13 protein-coding genes are annotated in these 16,504 nt (G+C 70.7%); 11 read left to right on the top strand and 2 right to left on the bottom strand.

Annotation, left to right across the window (positions count from 1 at the left end; translation table 11 throughout):
- Positions 1-55 precede the first annotated feature (55 nt).
- Positions 56-763 carry a pseudouridine synthase gene (locus tag CQ393_RS11715; RefSeq protein ID WP_153191813.1) on the top strand — a complete coding sequence of 236 codons (708 nt, stop codon included), beginning with the start codon at positions 56-58 and terminating at the stop codon, positions 761-763.
- Between the two features lie 3 nt (positions 764-766).
- Here the strand turns inward: CQ393_RS11715 and CQ393_RS11710 are convergent, their stop codons facing one another.
- Positions 767-1,153, bottom strand: a complete 387-nt coding sequence (locus CQ393_RS11710) for an MAPEG family protein (RefSeq protein ID WP_153191733.1) — start codon at positions 1,151-1,153, stop codon at positions 767-769.
- Positions 1,154-1,270: 117 nt separating this feature from the next.
- Here CQ393_RS11710 and arfB point away from each other — a divergent pair, with 117 nt between their 5' ends.
- The 10 genes from arfB (at position 1,271) to CQ393_RS11660 (ending at position 15,287) form a co-directional block, all read left to right on the top strand.
- Entirely contained in the window at positions 1,271-1,702 is a 432-nt protein-coding gene (arfB, locus tag CQ393_RS11705) for an alternative ribosome rescue aminoacyl-tRNA hydrolase ArfB (protein ID WP_153191732.1), read from the top strand.
- Positions 1,703-1,705: 3 nt separating this feature from the next.
- Entirely contained in the window at positions 1,706-2,308 is a 603-nt protein-coding gene (locus CQ393_RS11700) for a lysophospholipid acyltransferase family protein (protein WP_153191731.1), read from the top strand.
- Positions 2,309-2,311: 3 nt separating this feature from the next.
- On the top strand, positions 2,312-3,745 hold the full coding sequence (locus tag CQ393_RS11695; RefSeq protein WP_343199946.1) for a deoxyribodipyrimidine photo-lyase: 1,434 nt from the start codon (positions 2,312-2,314) through the stop codon (positions 3,743-3,745).
- Positions 3,746-3,915: 170 nt separating this feature from the next.
- Positions 3,916-6,087 (top strand): peptidyl-dipeptidase Dcp, encoded by a 2,172-nt coding sequence (dcp, locus tag CQ393_RS11690; RefSeq protein WP_153191730.1) that lies wholly within the window; start codon positions 3,916-3,918, stop codon positions 6,085-6,087.
- 339 nt (positions 6,088-6,426) lie between these two features.
- Entirely contained in the window at positions 6,427-7,047 is a 621-nt protein-coding gene (lepB, locus tag CQ393_RS11685; protein ID WP_153191729.1) for a signal peptidase I, read from the top strand.
- A gap of 221 nt (positions 7,048-7,268) precedes the next feature.
- Positions 7,269-8,927 (top strand): L-lactate permease, encoded by a 1,659-nt coding sequence (lldP, locus tag CQ393_RS11680; protein ID WP_153191728.1) that lies wholly within the window; start codon positions 7,269-7,271, stop codon positions 8,925-8,927.
- A gap of 17 nt (positions 8,928-8,944) precedes the next feature.
- A complete protein-coding gene (gene lldR, locus CQ393_RS11675) occupies positions 8,945-9,730 on the top strand; it encodes a transcriptional regulator LldR (RefSeq protein ID WP_265588096.1) in 786 nt (261 codons plus the stop codon).
- Positions 9,727-10,869, top strand: coding sequence for an FMN-dependent L-lactate dehydrogenase LldD (lldD, locus tag CQ393_RS11670; RefSeq protein ID WP_153191727.1), 1,143 nt, complete (start codon positions 9,727-9,729; stop codon positions 10,867-10,869). Before lldR ends, lldD begins: the two co-directional genes overlap by 4 nt.
- Positions 10,870-10,984: 115 nt before the next feature.
- Positions 10,985-12,700 (top strand): D-lactate dehydrogenase, encoded by a 1,716-nt coding sequence (dld, locus tag CQ393_RS11665; RefSeq protein ID WP_153191726.1) that lies wholly within the window; start codon positions 10,985-10,987, stop codon positions 12,698-12,700.
- A gap of 157 nt (positions 12,701-12,857) precedes the next feature.
- Positions 12,858-15,287: an EAL domain-containing protein gene (locus tag CQ393_RS11660; protein WP_153191725.1), complete on the top strand. Its 2,430-nt coding sequence runs from the start codon at positions 12,858-12,860 to the stop codon at positions 15,285-15,287.
- Positions 15,288-15,398: 111 nt separating this feature from the next.
- Here CQ393_RS11660 and CQ393_RS11655 read toward each other — a convergent pair whose 3' ends face one another.
- The gene (locus tag CQ393_RS11655) at positions 15,399-16,367 is read right to left on the bottom strand and encodes a LysR family transcriptional regulator (protein WP_153191724.1); all 969 of its coding nucleotides are present in this window, start codon (positions 16,365-16,367) and stop codon (positions 15,399-15,401) included.
- Positions 16,368-16,504: the final 137 nt, after the last annotated feature.

Below are 16,504 nucleotides of genomic sequence, written 5' to 3'. Positions count from 1 at the left end.
GCATGGCGGGCCCGAGCAGGTATGCCGAACGATGGAACACGACACGACGACAGCGATGCCCGACCGGACGTTGCCGGTGCTGTACGCCGACGACTGGCTGGCCGTGGTCGACAAGCCGGCCGGGCTGATGGTCCACGACAGCAAGCTGGCGCGCGGCGAGGACGATTTCCTTGCCGACCGCCTGCGCGAACAGCTGGGCCGGCCGATCTTCCTGATCCACCGCCTGGACCGCGCCACCAGCGGCTGCCTGTTGCTGGCCTTCGACCGCGACACCGCCAGCGCCCTGGGCAAGACGCTGATGGGCGGCGACGTCGAAAAGGATTACCTCGCCGTATGCCGTGGCTGGCCGGCGGAGGAGGCGTTCACGGTCGATCACGACCTGGACGGCGGCCCGGGCAAGCCGGTGAAGAAGCCGGCCATCACCCATTTCCAGAAACTGCTGACCGGCGAACTGCCGGTGCCGTCGAACGGTTTTGAAACCTCGCGCTACGCCCTGCTGCGCTGCCAGCCGCAGACCGGCCGCTTCCGTCAGATCCGCCGGCACCTGAAGCACGTGTTCCACCACCTGATAGGCGACACCAGCCACGGCGACGGCCGCCACAACCGCACCTTCCGCATGCACGGCGTGCACCGCATGCTGCTGCACGCGCAGCGGCTGTCGTTCCCGCACCCGCAGGACGGGCGGCGCATGGAGATCACCGCGCCGCTGGACGCCGGGTTCCGCAAGGCGTTCCAGCTGCTGGGCTGGAACGAGGCGCCGTAGGGATCAGCCGGCCCGCAGCGCCGCCAGCACGATCAGCGCCGCCGCGCAGGCGAAGCCGCCCAGCCACGCCAGGCTGCGCAGCGGCGGCTTGTCGCCGACGTAGAGCAGGCCATGCAGCACGCGGAACACGACGAAGGCGATGGCGAGTTGATTGATCAGCTGCGCCTCCACGCCGGCCAGCTGCGCCAGGACCACGCCGGCGGCGAAGGGCGCGAAGTTCTCGAAGGCGTTCAGGTGCGCGGCGTTGGCGCGCTGCACCAGGTAGTTGTCGCTCCTGGCGGCCCAGGCGCGCGGGTTGCGGTTGTTGTACCCGGGCCGCACCTTGGCGATGGCGATCCAGACGTAGGGCAATAGCGCGGCGATCAACACGCACCAGTAAGCGGTCGACATGGGCTGCTCCTTCCGGAAGTCAGCGCGCAGCCTAGCAGTCGCTGCCGCGGGCCGGAAAGCCGCCGCCGCGTCGCCTGCACGCGCGGCCGACCGGCCGGGCCGATACAATCCGCAGCCATGGCCACCCCCTCGCTTGCCGTCGACGCGTCGCTGGCGATCCCGGAAACGGAGATCGTCGAGCGTTTCGTGCGCGCCAGCGGCGCCGGCGGGCAGAACGTCAACAAGGTATCCAGCGCGGTCGAGCTGCGTTTCGACGTCGCCGGTTCGCCGTCGCTGCCCGAGCCGCTGCGCGCGCGCCTGCTGGCGCGGCGCGACCGGCGCCTCACCGACGAGGGCGTGCTGGTGATCGACGCGCAGCGTTTCCGCACGCAGGAGCGCAACCGCGCCGACGCGCGCGAGCGGCTGGCCGATTTCATCCGCGCGGGGCTGGCGGTGCCCAAGACGCGGGTGGCGACCAAGCCGACCTACGGCTCCCGGCTGCGGCGGCTGGACGAGAAGAAAGGGCGGGCGCAGCTCAAGCGCGGCCGCTCGCAACGGAACTGGGAGTAGCGCTTGGACAAGCCGTCGCCGGTCGTGCCGCCGGTTCCGCCGAACGTACCCCGGGTGCACGGCAGCGCGTTCTCGCGCTGGCTGGGGCGCAGCTTGCTGCGCCTGGGCGGCTGGCGCGTGGTCGGGCCGATTCCCGATCTGCGCAGGGCGGTGGTCATCGCCGCGCCGCATTCGTCCAACTGGGACGGCCTCTGGGGCCTGGCGGCGAAGATGGCGCTGGGCGTGGAGGCGCGCATCCTCGGCAAGGACAAGCTGTTCTGGTGGCCGCTGGGCGCGGTGCTGCGCCGGCTGGGCGTGGTGCCGCTGGACCGCAGTTCGCCGCAGGGCACGGTGGGGCAGGCGGTGGCGATGATCCAGGGCAGCGAGCGCATCTGGTTCGCGCTGGCGCCGGAAGGCACGCGCAAGCCGGTGAAGGAGTGGAAGAGCGGTTTCATCCGCATCGCGCGCATGGCGCAGGTGCCGATCGTGCCGGCCTATTTCCACTACCCGGAGAAGACCATCGGCTTCGGCGCGCCGTTCCACACCAGCGGCGACGATGCCGCCGACATGGCCGCGGTCCGCCACTGGTACCGGCCGTGGATCGGCCGCAACCGCGGCACGGTGTAGGCGGTGAACATCGCGCTGGTGTGGCTGCGCGACGACCTGCGCCTGGACGACCAGCCGGCCCTGCGCGCGGCGCTGGACCGCGGCCTGCGGCCGCTGCCGGTCTACATCCATGCGCCGGAGGAAGAGGGCGCATGGGTGCCGGGCGCGGCGTCGCTGGCATGGCGGCGGCGTTCGCTGGCGGCGCTGGCCGATGCGCTGGAACGCCGTGGGTCGCGCCTGCTGCTGTCGCGCGGGCCCACGCTCGCCGCGCTGCAGGCGCTGGCCGCGCGTACCGGCGCCGAGGCGGTACTGTGGACCCGGCGCTACGAGCCGGCCATCGAGCAGCGCGACGCGCACATCAAGCGCAGCCTGCGCCAGGCCGGCCTGCACGCGGAGAGCTTCAACGGCGCGCTGCTGTTCGAGCCGTGGGACCTGGCGACCCGGCAGGGCGATCCGTACCGCGTGTTCACGCCGTTTTGGAAATCGGCGCGCGCGCACTGGCGTGCACCGGTTACCTGGGATGCGCCGGCGCGCCTGCCTGCGCTGGATGCGGTCGACCTGTCCGCGGGCGAGCGCCTGGACGACCTGCTGCCGGCCCCGCGTCCGGCGTGGGACGCCGGCTTCTGGCAGCGCTTCACGCCCGGCGAGGACGGCGCGCGCGCGGCCCTGCACGCCTTCCTCGACGGCGCGGTGCACGGCTACGCGCAGGGCCGCGATTTCGCCGCCGAGGCGGGCACCTCGCGGCTGTCACCGCACCTGCACCACGGCGAGCTGTCGGTACGGCGCATCGCCGCGGCGGTGCTGGCCGCCGGCGACGCCATCGCCGAGGCCGACCGCGACCGCTTCCTCGCCGAACTGGGCTGGCGCGAGTTCGCCCACCACGTGCTGCACCACTACCCGCGGGTTCCCGACCACAACCTCGACCCGCGCTTCGACGATTTCCCGTGGGCGCCGGCCGACGAAACGCAGCTGGAGGCATGGCGGCACGGGCGCACCGGCGTGCCCATCGTCGATGCCGGCATGCGCGAGCTGTGGCACACCGGCTGGATGCACAACCGCGTGCGCATGGTGGTGGCCAGCTGGCTGAGCAAGCACCTGCGCCAGCACTGGCGGCACGGCGCGCGCTGGTTCTGGGACACGCTGGTGGACGCCGACCTGGCCAACAACACCCAGGGCTGGCAGTGGACCGCCGGTACCGGCGCCGACGCGGCGCCGTACTTCCGCGTGTTCAATCCGGTCAGCCAGGCGCGGCGGTTCGACCCGGACGGCGCCTACATCGCGCGCTGGGTGCCGGAACTGGCGGGCCTGCCGCTGCCGGCGCGCTTCGCGCCGTGGGAGCATCCCGAACTGGCGCGGCGGCTGGCGCCGGCCTATCCACCGCGGCCGCAGGTGGAGCTGGCCGCCGGCCGCGCCGACGCGCTGGCCGCCTTCGCCACGCTGCGCCGCGGCGCCCCGTAGGAGCGCACTTCAGTGCGCGAAGAGGCTCTGCCGGGAAGTCCCCTCGCGCACTGAAGTGCGCTCCTACGGGCGCGTACAGGCTGGAAGCCGCCACCATCGGCACATGCCGGCGCGTGGCGGACGGAGTAGGGTTTGCGGCTGCACGCACCCGTCCCTCAGGAGCACGTTACATGTCGCGCACCGTCATTCTGGCCGCCGCCATCAGCCTTGCGCTGGCGGCCTGTTCCGGCAAGGAGTCCACCGCCCCCGTGACCACCGACACCCCGACCGCCGGCCAGCCGGCCGAGGCCCCGGCCAATCCGTTCCTGGCCGCCAGCACGCTGCCGTTCCAGGCGCCGGCGTTCGACAGGATCAAGGACGGCGACTACCTGCCGGCGTTCGAGGAAGGCATGCGCCAGCAGCTGGCCGAGATCAGGCAGATCGCCGACAACGCCGAGCCGGCCACCTTCGACAATACCCTGCTGCCGCTGGAGAAGTCCGGCGCCATCCTCGACCGCACCAGCCGCGTGTTCTTCGGCGTGGTGCAGGCCGATACCAATCCCGAGCGGCAGAAGATCCAGGAAGAGGTGATCCCGAAGCTGGCCGCGCACGGCGACGCCATCCACCTGGACCCGAAGCTGTTCGCACGGGTCAAGGCGGTGTACGACGGCCGCGCCGGGGCCGGCCTGGACGCCGAGCAGCTGCGCGTGGTCGAGGAAACCTACAAGGGCTTCGTCAAGGCCGGCGCCCAGCTCGGCGATGCCGACAAGGAAACGCTGAAGCAGTACAACGCCGAGGAAGCCACCCTGGCCAACGACTTCCACAACAAGCTGGTCGCGGCCACCGCCGCCGGCGCGGTGGTGGTGGACGACAAGGCGCAGCTGGCCGGCCTGTCCGACGGCGACGTCGCCGCGGCCGAGGAAGCGGCCAAGGGCCGCAAGCTCGACGGCAAGTGGGTGCTGGCGCTGCAGAACACCACCCAGCAGCCGGTGCTGATGTCGCTGCAGGACCGCGACCTGCGCGCCAAGGTGCTGGAGGCTTCGGAAACCCGCACCGAAAAGGGCGACGCCAACGACACCCGCAGGATCATCCAGCGCCTGGCGCAGCTGCGCGCGGCCAAGGCCAAGCTGCTGGGCTTCCCGAATTACGCCGCCTACAACCTCGGCGACCAGATGGCGCAGACCCCGGCCAACGCGCTGAAGCTGCTGACCGACACGGTGCCGGCCGCGACCGCCAAGGCGCGCGGCGAACTGGCCGAGATCCAGAAGGTCATCGACGCGCAACGTGCCGATTCAAAGACGGGCGGTTTCAAGGCCGCCGCCTCGGACTGGGACTTCTACGCCGAGCAGGTGCGCAAGGCCAGGTACGACCTGGACGAGGCGCAGATCAAGCCGTACTTCGAGCTGGACAACGTGCTGCAGAACGGCGTGTTCTTCGCCGCCAACCAGCTCTACGGCCTGACCTTCAAGGAACGCAAGGACATCCCGGTCTACCACCCGGACGTGCGTGTGTTCGAGGTCAGCGACGCCGACGGCAAGCCGCTGGCGCTGTTCTACGCCGACTACTTCAAGCGCGACAGCAAGTCCGGCGGCGCGTGGATGGACGTGTTCGTCGAGCAGGACGGGCTGACCGGCACCCGGCCGGTGGTCTACAACGTGTGCAACTTCACCAAGCCCGCCGCCGGCCAGCCGGCGCTGCTGAGCTGGGACGACGTGACCACGATGTTCCATGAGTTCGGCCACGCCCTGCACGGCATGTTCTCCAACACCAGGTACCCGAGCGTGGCCGGCACCGGCGTGCCGCGCGACTTCGTCGAGTTCCCGTCGCAGTTCAACGAGCACTGGGCCTCGGACCCGAAGGTGTTCGCCAACTACGCCAGGCACTACCAGAGCAAGGAGGCGATGCCGCAGGCGCTGGTGGACAAGATCGCCAAGGCCAAGACCTTCAACCAGGGCTACGCCACCACCGAGTACCTGGCTGCGGCGCTGCTCGACCTGGCCTGGCATACGCAGGGCGCCGACGCGCCGCAGCAGGACGTGGACGCCTTCGAGGCCGCCGCGCTGAAGAAGTACCACGTCGACCTGGCGCAGGTGCCGCCGCGCTACCGCAGCAGCTACTTCGACCATATCTGGGGCGGCGGCTACTCGGCCGGTTACTACGCCTATTTCTGGGCGGAGATGATCGACGACGACGCCTTCGAGTGGTTCAAGGAGCACGGCGGCCTGACCCGCGAGAACGGCCAGGTGTTCCGCGACAAGATCCTGTCCATCGGCAACACCCGCGACTTGGCCACCGCCTATCGCGAGTTCCGCGGCAAGGATCCGAGCGTGGAGCCGCTGCTGAAGAACCGCGGGCTGAAGTAAGCCGGGTGGTAAGGAAGCGGGAGGAGCGATCCTCCCGCTTCTTTGTCTTCCGCTTGGACCAGAGAGCATGGCCGGGGTGGTGGCAACATTCCTGTAGATGCGGGGCTTGCCCCGCATGAAGCATCGCGGGACGGCCCCATGCGGGGCAAGCCCCGCATCTACCCAAGCCCTTGCCCGTCGGGATGAGCGGGGTTTGGGGCAGGGCGCAGCCTCGTGCATTGCAATCCTCGGCGCCCCTCTTCCTTCGGAAGCGCGCTGCAACCCGCGCTGCCCAAGGAGACGGGAACTTCCCCCGGAGGCCGGCAGTCCACACTCGATCACTGTCGATGGAATGCCGCCATGCCCCAGGACCAACGCCCCGCATCCGCCCACCCCGTGCTGGCCTGGCTGCGCCGCGAAGCGCTGCCGCTGGCGGCGATGCTGCTGCTGCTGGGCGCGGCGCGCGACACGCTCGCCAACCACTACCAGGTGCCCAGCGGTTCGATGCAGCCGACGCTGCAGCCCGGCGACCACGTCGCGGTGGACATGCGCGCCTACGGCCTGCGCCTGCCGTTCACCGGCATCCGCCTGCTCGACACCGGCCATCCGCAGCGCGGCGACGTGGCCGTGTTCGATTCGCCGGCCGACGGCACGCGGCTGATCAAGCGCGTTGTCGCGGTGGCCGGCGACCGCGTCGAACTGCACGGCGGCTACCTGCGCATCAACGGCCGGCCCTTGCGCCTGGAGCCGCGGCAGGAAGCCTTCGGCGGCAAGCAGGTGACGCTGGACCTGGACGCCGGCGGCGGCCCGGACATCGACGGCATCACCGTTCCCGAGGGCAAGCTGCTGGTGCTGGGCGACCACCGCGGCGACAGCTTCGATGGCCGCTTCTTCGGCCTGGTCGATGCCGACACGGTGTACGGCAAGGCGCGCGCGGTGTTCTGGCGCCGCGGCGAGGGCATGGCGTGGCGGGCGCTATAGCCCGTCCGCAATAGCCGCGCGACCCGCGTGAGCGCCGAGCTCTCCGTTAAATTGGTCTGTCCAATATCGCGGAAAGAGCTGTGATCTAATGCGCTCTCCGCGGACTGCCTGATCCCATTCGCATCCCGGGTTCCGGTTGTCGCTTATTGGTAGTACCAATAAGGCTGCCGTTGCGTGCCTGCCCCGCGCAGGCGCTGTCCTGTCCGAATTGGGGAATCGACATGCAGCCCTGGGAACAACTGTACGACCCGGCCGGCAATATCTGGCTGTCCAGCCTGATCGCGCTGCTGCCCATCGCCTTCTTCTTCGTCGCGCTCGCGGTGCTGCGCATGAAGGGCTGGCTGGCCGGCACGCTCACCGTGGCAATCGCCCTGGGCGTGGCGCTGCTGTTCTACCGCATGCCGCCGCTGCAGGCGTTGGGCGCGGCGCTGTACGGTTTCGTCTACGGCCTGTGGCCGATCGCCTGGATCATTCTCGGCGCGGTGTTCCTGTACAAGATCTCGGTGCGGACCGGCCAGTTCGACATCATCCGCGCCTCGATCCTGTCGGTGACCGAGGACCAGCGCCTGCAGATGCTGATGGTCGGCTTCGCCTTCGGCGCGTTCCTGGAAGGCGCGGCCGGTTTCGGCGCGCCGGTGGCGATCACCGCCGCGCTGCTGGTCGGGCTGGGCTTCAAGCCGCTGTACGCCGCGGGCCTGTGCCTGATCGCCAACACCGCGCCGGTGGCGTTCGGCGCGATGGGCATCCCGATCATCGTCGCCGGCCAGGTCACCGGGCTGGACGCGTTCGAGATCGGGCAGATGGCCGGGCGCCAGCTGCCGTTCCTGACCCTGATCGTGCTGTTCTGGATCATGGCGATCATGGATGGCTGGCGCGGCATCAGGGAAACCTGGCCGGCGGTGCTGGTGGCCGGCGGTTCGTTCGCCCTCGCCCAGTACCTGACCTCCAATTTCATCGGCCCGGAACTGCCGGACATCACCGCGTCCCTGGCATCGCTGGTGTGCCTGACGCTGTTCCTGCGCCGCTGGAAACCGCGGCGCATCTTCCGCTTCGAGACCGAGGCCAGCGCCGAGGCCGCCATGCTGGCGCAGGACGCGCCGCGCCACGGCGCCGGCCAGATCGCGCGCGCGTGGTCGCCGTTCCTGATCCTCACCGCCCTGGTCACGCTGTGGAGCATCAAGCCGTTCAAGGCGCTGTTCGCCGCCGGCGGCGCGCTGGAAAGCTGGGTGCTGAAACTGCCGGTGCCGGGCCTGGACAAGCTGGTGCAGAAGATGCCGCCGATCACCAGCGCGCCTTCCGCCTACGAGGCGGTGTACAAGCTCGACTGGTTCTCGGCCACCGGCACGTCGATCCTGCTGGCGGCACTGGTCGCCATCCTGGTGCTGCGGATGCCGGCTCGGGCTGCGTTGTCCACCTTTGGCGAGACCGTGCGCGAGCTGAAGACGCCGATCTATTCCATCGGCATGGTGCTGGCCTTCGCCTTCATCGCCAACTACTCCGGGCTGTCGGCGACGCTGGCGCTGGCCCTGGCGCATACCGGCGATGCGTTCACCTTCTTCTCGCCGTTCCTGGGGTGGCTGGGCGTGTTCCTGACCGGATCGGACACCTCGTCCAACGCGCTGTTCTCGGCGCTGCAGGCCACCACCGCGCAGCAGATCGGCGTGTCCGACGTGCTGCTGGTGGCGGCCAACACCACCGGCGGGGTGACCGGCAAGATGATCTCGCCGCAGTCCATCGCCATCGCCTGCGCGGCGGTGGGGCTGGCCGGCCGGGAGGCCGACCTGTTCCGCTTCACCATCCGCCACAGCCTGGCGTTCACGGTGATGGTCGGGCTGATCACCAGCGCGCAGGCGTGGTGGCTGACGTGGATGATTCCCTGAGCGGGCACGATGACGGCATGAACATGCATCGCGGAAATCCGCAGCGGGTATCGGACCGGGTCGCCGCGCAGCTGCGCGCGCTGGTGGAAGAGCGGCAGCTGCAGGCCGGCGACCGCCTGCCGGCCGAACGCACGCTGGCGGTGCAGCTGGGCGTGTCGCGCACCGCGCTGCGCGAGGCCATCGCCCAGTTGAGCAGCCAGGGCCTGTTGACCGCGCGTGTCGGCGGCGGCACCTACGTGGCCGAGCCGGCGGCGCGCGCGCGGCAGGCCATCGTCGAGCCGCTGGCGCCCTACCTGCCGCTGTTCCAGGGCGATCCGGAATACCGCTTCGACGTGCTGGAGATCCGCCATGCGCTGGAAGGCGCCGCGGCCTGGCATGCCGCGCTGCGCGCCACCGCGCAGGACCGCGAGCGCATCGCCCGGGCCTTCCAGACGATGATGGACGCGCACGGCAAGGACGACCCCGCCGGCGAGGCCAGCGCCGACGCCGATTTCCACCTGTCCATCGCCGAGGCCTCGCACAACCTGGTGCTGCTGCAGGTGATGCGCGGCTTGTTCGACCTGCTGCAGACCAACATCTCGCAGAGCCGCGAACGGCTGTACACCTCGCCGCGCACCTTCTCGCCGCTGTCCGAGCAGCACCGGGCGATGATGGACGCGGTGCTGGCCGGCGACCCCGCACGCGCGCGCGCCGCCGCCCTGGCCCATCTCGAATTCGTGCACACCACGCTGCGCACGCTCGACGAAAACGAGGCCCGGCGCGCGCGGGCCTCGCGCCTGCCTTCCTCCACGGTCGACCCATGATCATCTCCGCCTCCACCGATTACCGCGCGGCCGCGCAGCGTCGCCTGCCGCCGTTCCTGTTCCACTACATCGACGGCGGCGCCTATGCCGAGCACACGCTCCGGCGCAACGTGTCCGACCTGGCCGACATCGCCCTGCGCCAGCGCGTGCTGCGCGACATGGCCGACCTGAGCCTGGACACCGAGCTGTTCGGCGAGAAACTGGCGATGCCGGTGGCGCTGGCGCCGGTCGGCCTGACCGGCATGTATGCATGCCGCGGCGAAGTGCAGGCCGCGCGCGCGGCCGACAGCCGCGGCATCCCGTTCACCCTGTCCACGGTGTCGGTGTGCCCGATCGAGGAAGTGGCGCCGGCGATCAGGCGGCCGATGTGGTTCCAGCTGTACGTGCTGCGCGACCGCGGCTTCATGCGCAACGCGCTGGAGCGCGCGCAGGCGGCGGGCGTCACCACCCTGGTGTTCACCGTGGACATGCCGGTGCCGGGCGCGCGCTACCGCGACGCGCATTCGGGCATGAGCGGCCCCCACGCGGCATTGCGCCGCTACCTGCAGGCGACGACGCATCCGCGCTGGGCCCTCGACGTGGGCCTGCGCGGCCGCCCGCACGACCTGGGCAACATCTCCGCCTACCGCGGCCACCCGACCGGACTGGCCGACTACATCGGCTGGCTGGGCAGCAACTTCGATCCGTCGATCTCGTGGAAGGACCTGGAATGGATCCGCGAGTTCTGGAAGGGGCCGATGCTGATCAAGGGCATCCTCGACCCGGACGACGCGCGCGATGCGGTGAAGTTCGGCGCCGATGGCATCGTGGTGTCCAACCACGGCGGCCGCCAGCTGGACGGCGTGCTGTCCACCGCACGCGCGCTGCCGGCCATTGCCGATGCCGTGCAGGGCGAGCTGAAGATCCTCGCCGATTCGGGCGTGCGCAACGGCCTGGACGTGGTGCGCATGCTCGCGCTCGGCGCCGACACCGTGCTGCTCGGCCGTGCCTTCGTCTACGCGCTGGCCGCGCAGGGCCAGGCCGGCGTCGCCAACCTGCTCGACCTGATCGCCAGGGAGATGCGCGTGGCGATGACCCTGACCGGCGCGCGCCGCATCGCCGACATCGGCCGCGACGCGCTGGTGCGGCTGCCGGCGTGAGCCCCGGTCCCCCCCTGTAGGAGCGGCTTCAGCCGCGATGAGGCTTTACCGGGGAAAGCCTCATCGCGGCTGAAGCCGCTCCTACGAAAAGCCAAGGCTTCACCAGGAACCTTCCATGCCCGACCAGACCTCCCGCGACGCCCTGCTGACCACCCTGCGCCAGAGCGTCGGCCCGCGCCACGTGCTGACCGGCGACAAAGCCACGCGCCGCTTCCGCAGGGGCTACCGCTTCGGCGAGGGCCCGGTGCTGGCGGTGGTGCGGCCTGGCACGCTGCTGGAATTGTGGCGCGTGCTGCAGGCGGCGGTGCAGGGCCGTGCGGCGATCATCCTGCAGGCCGCCAACACCGGGCTCACCGGCGGCTCCACGCCCGACGGCGACGATTACGGGCGGCCCGTGGTGCTGGTCAGCACGCTGCGCTTGACCGGCATCCAGCTGCTGGATGGGGGACGCCAGGTCGTGTGCCTGCCCGGCGCCACGCTGGACCGGCTGGAACAGGCGCTGGCGCCGCTCGGCCGCGAGCCGCATTCGGTGATCGGCTCCTCGTGCATCGGCGCCTCGGTGCTGGGCGGCATCTGCAACAACTCCGGCGGCGCGCTGGTGCGGCGCGGGCCGGCCTATACCGAGATGGCGCTGTTCGCGCAGGTCGATGCCGAAGGCCGGCTGCACCTGGTCAACCATCTCGGCATCGCGCTGGGCGATGGTCCGGAAGAAATCCTGCAACGGCTGCAGGCCGGCGACTACGCGCCAGCCGACATCGGCAGCGGCGAGGGCCGCGCCGCGTCCGATCCGCACTACGCCGCGCAGGTGCGGCAGGTGGATGCCGGCACCCCGGCGCGCTTCAACGCCGACCCGGCGCGGCATTACGAAGCCGCCGGTTCGGCCGGCAAGCTGGCGGTGTTCGCGGTGCGCCTGGATACCTTCGAGAAGGAGCCGGCCGAGGTTTTCTACATCGGCAGCAACCGCACCGACAGCCTGACCGCGATCCGCCGCCAGCTGCTCACCGGCTTCGAGCGCCTGCCGATTTCCGGCGAGTACATCCACCGCGACGCCTACGACATCGGCGAGCGCTACGGCAAGGACGTGTTCCTGCTGATCGACCGGCTCGGCACCGCGCGCGTGCCGGCCGCGTTCGCGTGGAAGAGCCGGGTCGACGGCTGGTTCGAGAGGCTCGGGCTGCGCGGCGCGACCGATCGGGTGATGCAGGCGCTGGTCGGCCTGCTGCCGCCGCATCTGCCTGCGCGCATGGGCAGGTTCCGCCAGCGCTACGAGCATCACCTGCTGCTGAAGGTCTCCGCGCAGGATGCGGCGGACACCGAGGCCTGGCTGCGCGGCTTCTTCGCCGACCACGAGGGCGGCTTCTTCCGCTGCACGGCGGAGGAGGGACGCAAGGCCTTCCTGCACCGCTTCGCCATCGCCAGCGCGGCGGTGCGCTACCGCGAGGCGCACCGCGACCGCGTCGAGGACATCGTCGCGCTGGACATCGCGCTGCGCCGCGACGACCGCGACTGGTTCGAGCGGCTGCCGGCCGCGCTCGACGCGCGCCTGCTGCACAAGCTGTACTACGGCCACTTCCTGTGCCATGTGTTCCACCAGGACTACATCGCGCGCAAGGGCGAGGACCCGGTGGCGATCGAGCACGCGATGTGGGCGCTGCTGGACGCGCGCGGCGCCGAATATCCGGCCGAGCACAACGTCGGCCACCTGTATCCGGCCAAGCCGGCGCTGGCGGACTTCTACCGGCGTCTGGACCCGAGCAACACCTTCAACCCGGGCATCGGCAAGACCAGCCGGCAGGCGGGCTGGAGGGGTTGCGGCTGCGCGGACCGCTGACGCGGCGGCCGCACCGGCAGCGGCGGGATGGCTTTCGGGCCATCCCGGCGTGGCGGGCAGGGCTTATGCTCGGGCAGGATTCCGTCCGCTTGCAGGATGCACCGTGCTCCCATGTTGTCGCTCCGTGCCAATGGCGCCGCCTGTCCTGGCAACCCGGTTGAAGGCCCGGACCTGGCGCTGGCTCGCGGGCCTGTGGCTGGCCTGCCTGTGCGCGACGGCAGCCGCCGGCGGCGCGGCGGCCGCGCGGGGCGAGGCGCCGTCCCGTCCGCCGCGCGTGCTGGTGCTGCTGTCCTACCACCCCGGCTTCGGCTGGGAGGACCGCATCCTTTCCGGCCTGACCGAGTGGGGCGGGGCCACCCGCGACAGGCCGGTGTTCCATGTCGAATGGATGGACGCCAAGCGCTACCCCGACGCCGGTCAGCGCGAGCGCCTGACCCGCTACATGGGCGGCAAGTACGCCGGCCAGCGGTTCGACCTGATCGCCACCGTGGACGACGATGCGCTGGCCTTCGTCGTGGCGCAGGCCGGGCTGTTCGGCGATACCCCGGTGGTGTTCAGCGGCATCAACGCCGCGCCCGAGCGCATCGTCGGCGCGCGCGCCAACGTCACCGGCATCCTCGAACGCTTCGACCTCGCCCGTACGCTCGGTACCGCGCTGGTGCTGCACCCGCGCACCCGGCGCCTGCTGTTCATCACCCCCGACAGCGACAACGGCGCCGCGATGCGGGCCAACATCAACGCGGCGCTGGCGCGGCTGCCCGGCCATCCCGCCGTCGAGCACTGGCCGACGCCGCGGCTGGACCGGCTGGCGCCGCGCCTGCCGCGCGTGCCCGAGGGCACGCTGGTCTTCGCCCTGGGCAGCATCCCGGTGCGCGACGGCGAACTGCCGCTGGAACCGGAGCTGGTGCCGGCCTACGTGCGCGCCCGCACCGCGCTGCCGGTGTACAGCGACCTGGACATGGCGGTGGGCCACGGCGCGGTCGGCGGCTATCTCAACAGCGGCCTGGAGACGGGTCGCCTGCAGGCGGCGATGGCGCGCCGGATCCTGGCCGGCGAGGCGGCCTCGGCGATACCGGTGGTGCACGACACGCCGCTGGCGCTGCTGTTCGACAACGCCGAACTGCGCCGGCTGGGCGTGGATCCGCGGCGCCTGCCCGAGGGCAGCACCCTGGTCAACGCGCCGCCGTCGATCTTCGCCCGCGAATACCGCACGCAGCTGTTCTTCATCGTGGTGGTCGTGCTGCTGCTGGTGCTCGTGGTGGCGGTGCTGATGGTGCGCGGGATCATGCAGGCCACGCGCCAGCGCGCGCTGCACCACCAGGCCACGCATGACGAACTGACCGGCCTGCACAACCGCAGCGGCCTGGCCGGGCTCCTGCACGCGCTGCCGCAGCCCGGCGGCGAGGGCGAGCAGGTGGCGCTGGTGATGCTCGGCCTCAACCGCTTCAAGCTGGTCAACGATACCCATGGCCACGCGTTCGGCGACCGCGTGCTGGTGGCCGTGGCCGAACGCCTGCGGCAGCGCTGCGGCACGCGCGAAGCGCTGGTGCGTTTCAGCGGCGACGCCTTCGTCGTGATGGCGCGCGTGCACGGCGAGGACGACCTGGCGCGGCTGCGCGCGCTGTGCGACGCGCTGTTCCAGCAGCCGTTCCTGATCAACGGTCGGCGCATCCCGATCACCGCCGCGTTCGGCATGAGCACCGCGCCGCTGCAGGGCTTGGCCGCCGAACGCCTGCTGCGCGAGGCCGACGCGGCGATGTACGAGGCCAAGCGCAATCGCAGCACGGCGGTGGTCGCCTTCGACAGCGCGATCCACGAGCGCGCGGCGCGCCAGTTCCAGATCGAGGCCAGCCTGCCGGAGGCGATCGCGCGCGGCGAGATCGAGGTCTACTACCAGTCCATCCACGACGTGCGCCGTGGATGCATCGCCGGTTTCGAGGCGCTGGCGCGCTGGCGGCACCCGGACCTGGGCTGGATCCCGCCGCCGGAATTCGTGCAGGCCGCGGTCGAGACCGGCCACGTCGGCGCGCTGACCCAGCGCATCCTGCGCAGCGCGTGCGAAGCGTTCCTGCCGCACCTGGACGCGCCCTGCGAACCCTATCTGGCGGTGAACGTCTCGGTCAGCGACATCTACGCCAGCGACTTCCCCACGCAGCTGGCGCAGACCCTGTCCGAGGCCGGCATGCCGCCGCGGCGGCTGGTGCTGGAAGTGACCGAGGACATGCTGCTGGGCGACCAGCAGCATGTCGCCGCCGCGCTGGAACAGCTGCACCGGCAGGGCGTGCGCATCGCCATCGACGACTTCGGCACCGGCTATTCCTCGATGGGCTACCTGTCGCACTACCAGGTCAACCTGATCAAGATCGACCAGTCCTTCGTGCGCCGCATCCTCGACAGCGCCCCGGACCGCAAGATCGTGCGCGCGATCGTGTCCATGGCCGGCGACCTGGAGCTGGGGGTAGTGGTCGAAGGCGTGGAAACCGCCGAGCAGATCGAACTGCTGCGCGGCCTGGGCTGCGAACTGCTGCAGGGCTACGCCTTCAGCCGGCCGCGCCCGGCGGCGGAATGGGCCGCGGCCGGGCGTTGAGGCCCCGACGCGCCGCCCACCAGCCGGCCGTAGGAGCGACTTCAGTCGCGACCGGGCATTACCAGGCAAGCCCCTTCGCGACTGAAGTCGCTCCTACAACCGCGGCGGACGCTACCGCTCCGAATGCCCGGTATCGTCGTACTGGCGCGGGGCGAACAGGTCCGGGCGGATCAGCTCGATGAAGGCGCGCGCCTGCGGCGACAGCACCTTGCCGCGGCGCACCGTCACCCCGTAGCTGCGCTTGGGGAAGTAGCGCGCCATCGGGCGGATCGCCAGCCGCTCGCGGTCGGCGTCGTTGAGGCACAGCGCGGTGACGATGGAGATGCCCATGCCCATCGCCACGTACTGCTTGATCACCTCCCAGCCGCCGACCTCCAGCGCCACGGTGTAGGGCACGCGGTGGCGCTGGAACACCAGGTCCACCAGCCGCCAGGTGATCTGCCGCTTCGGCGGCAGGATCAGCGGCCACGGCGAGAGGTCTTCCAGGGTCAGCTCGCGCTTGCCGGCCAGCGGATGGCCGCGCGGGGCGATCAGCACCTGCTCGAAGTCGTAGACCGGCGCGTAGCTCAGGTCGCCCGGCACATCCAGCATCGAGCCGACCGCCAGGTCGGCGGCGTCGCCGCGCAGCAGTTCGTTGCCGTCGGCGCTGATCGCGTCCTGCAGGGTGAGCCGCACCTCGGGGTGGCGCTGGCGGAAGTCCTCGACGATCTTCGGCAGCAGGTACAGGATCGTCGAGGAATTGGCGGCCACGGTCAGTTCGCCCGCGTCCAGCCCGCGGACCTTGTCGCGGAAGCTGGCCTCCAGCCCGTCCAGGCTCTCCACCAGCGGCTGCGCCATCTCGTACAGCAGCTGGCCCTCGCGGCTGGGCACCAGGCGCCGGCCGCTGCGCTCGAACAGCACCACCCCCAGTTCCCGTTCCAGCGCCTGCAGCTGCAGGCTCACCGCCGGCTGGCTGACGAACAGTGCTTCCGACGCACGCGAAACCGAGCCCAGGCGGACCGTCTGGCAGAACGCGCGCAGCGGCTTGAGCCGGTCGGACTTGTAGGAAAAACGCGGGGTTACGGGTTTCTTTCCGGGCATTTGAGTCGATTATTAGCACAACTTATGCTCGGTATTGCAAAAACTGTTTTGATAAATAAGTGACCCCGGCGGCACGGTGGGATCCCCGACACATGCAGGGTTCCGCCATGTCCGCCGTCGCCACCGCCATTCCGTCC

This window comes from Stenotrophomonas sp. MYb238, from assembly GCF_009496535.1.
Classification (GTDB): domain Bacteria; phylum Pseudomonadota; class Gammaproteobacteria; order Xanthomonadales; family Xanthomonadaceae; genus Stenotrophomonas.
This window is presented reverse-complemented; position numbering and strand designations above follow the sequence as displayed.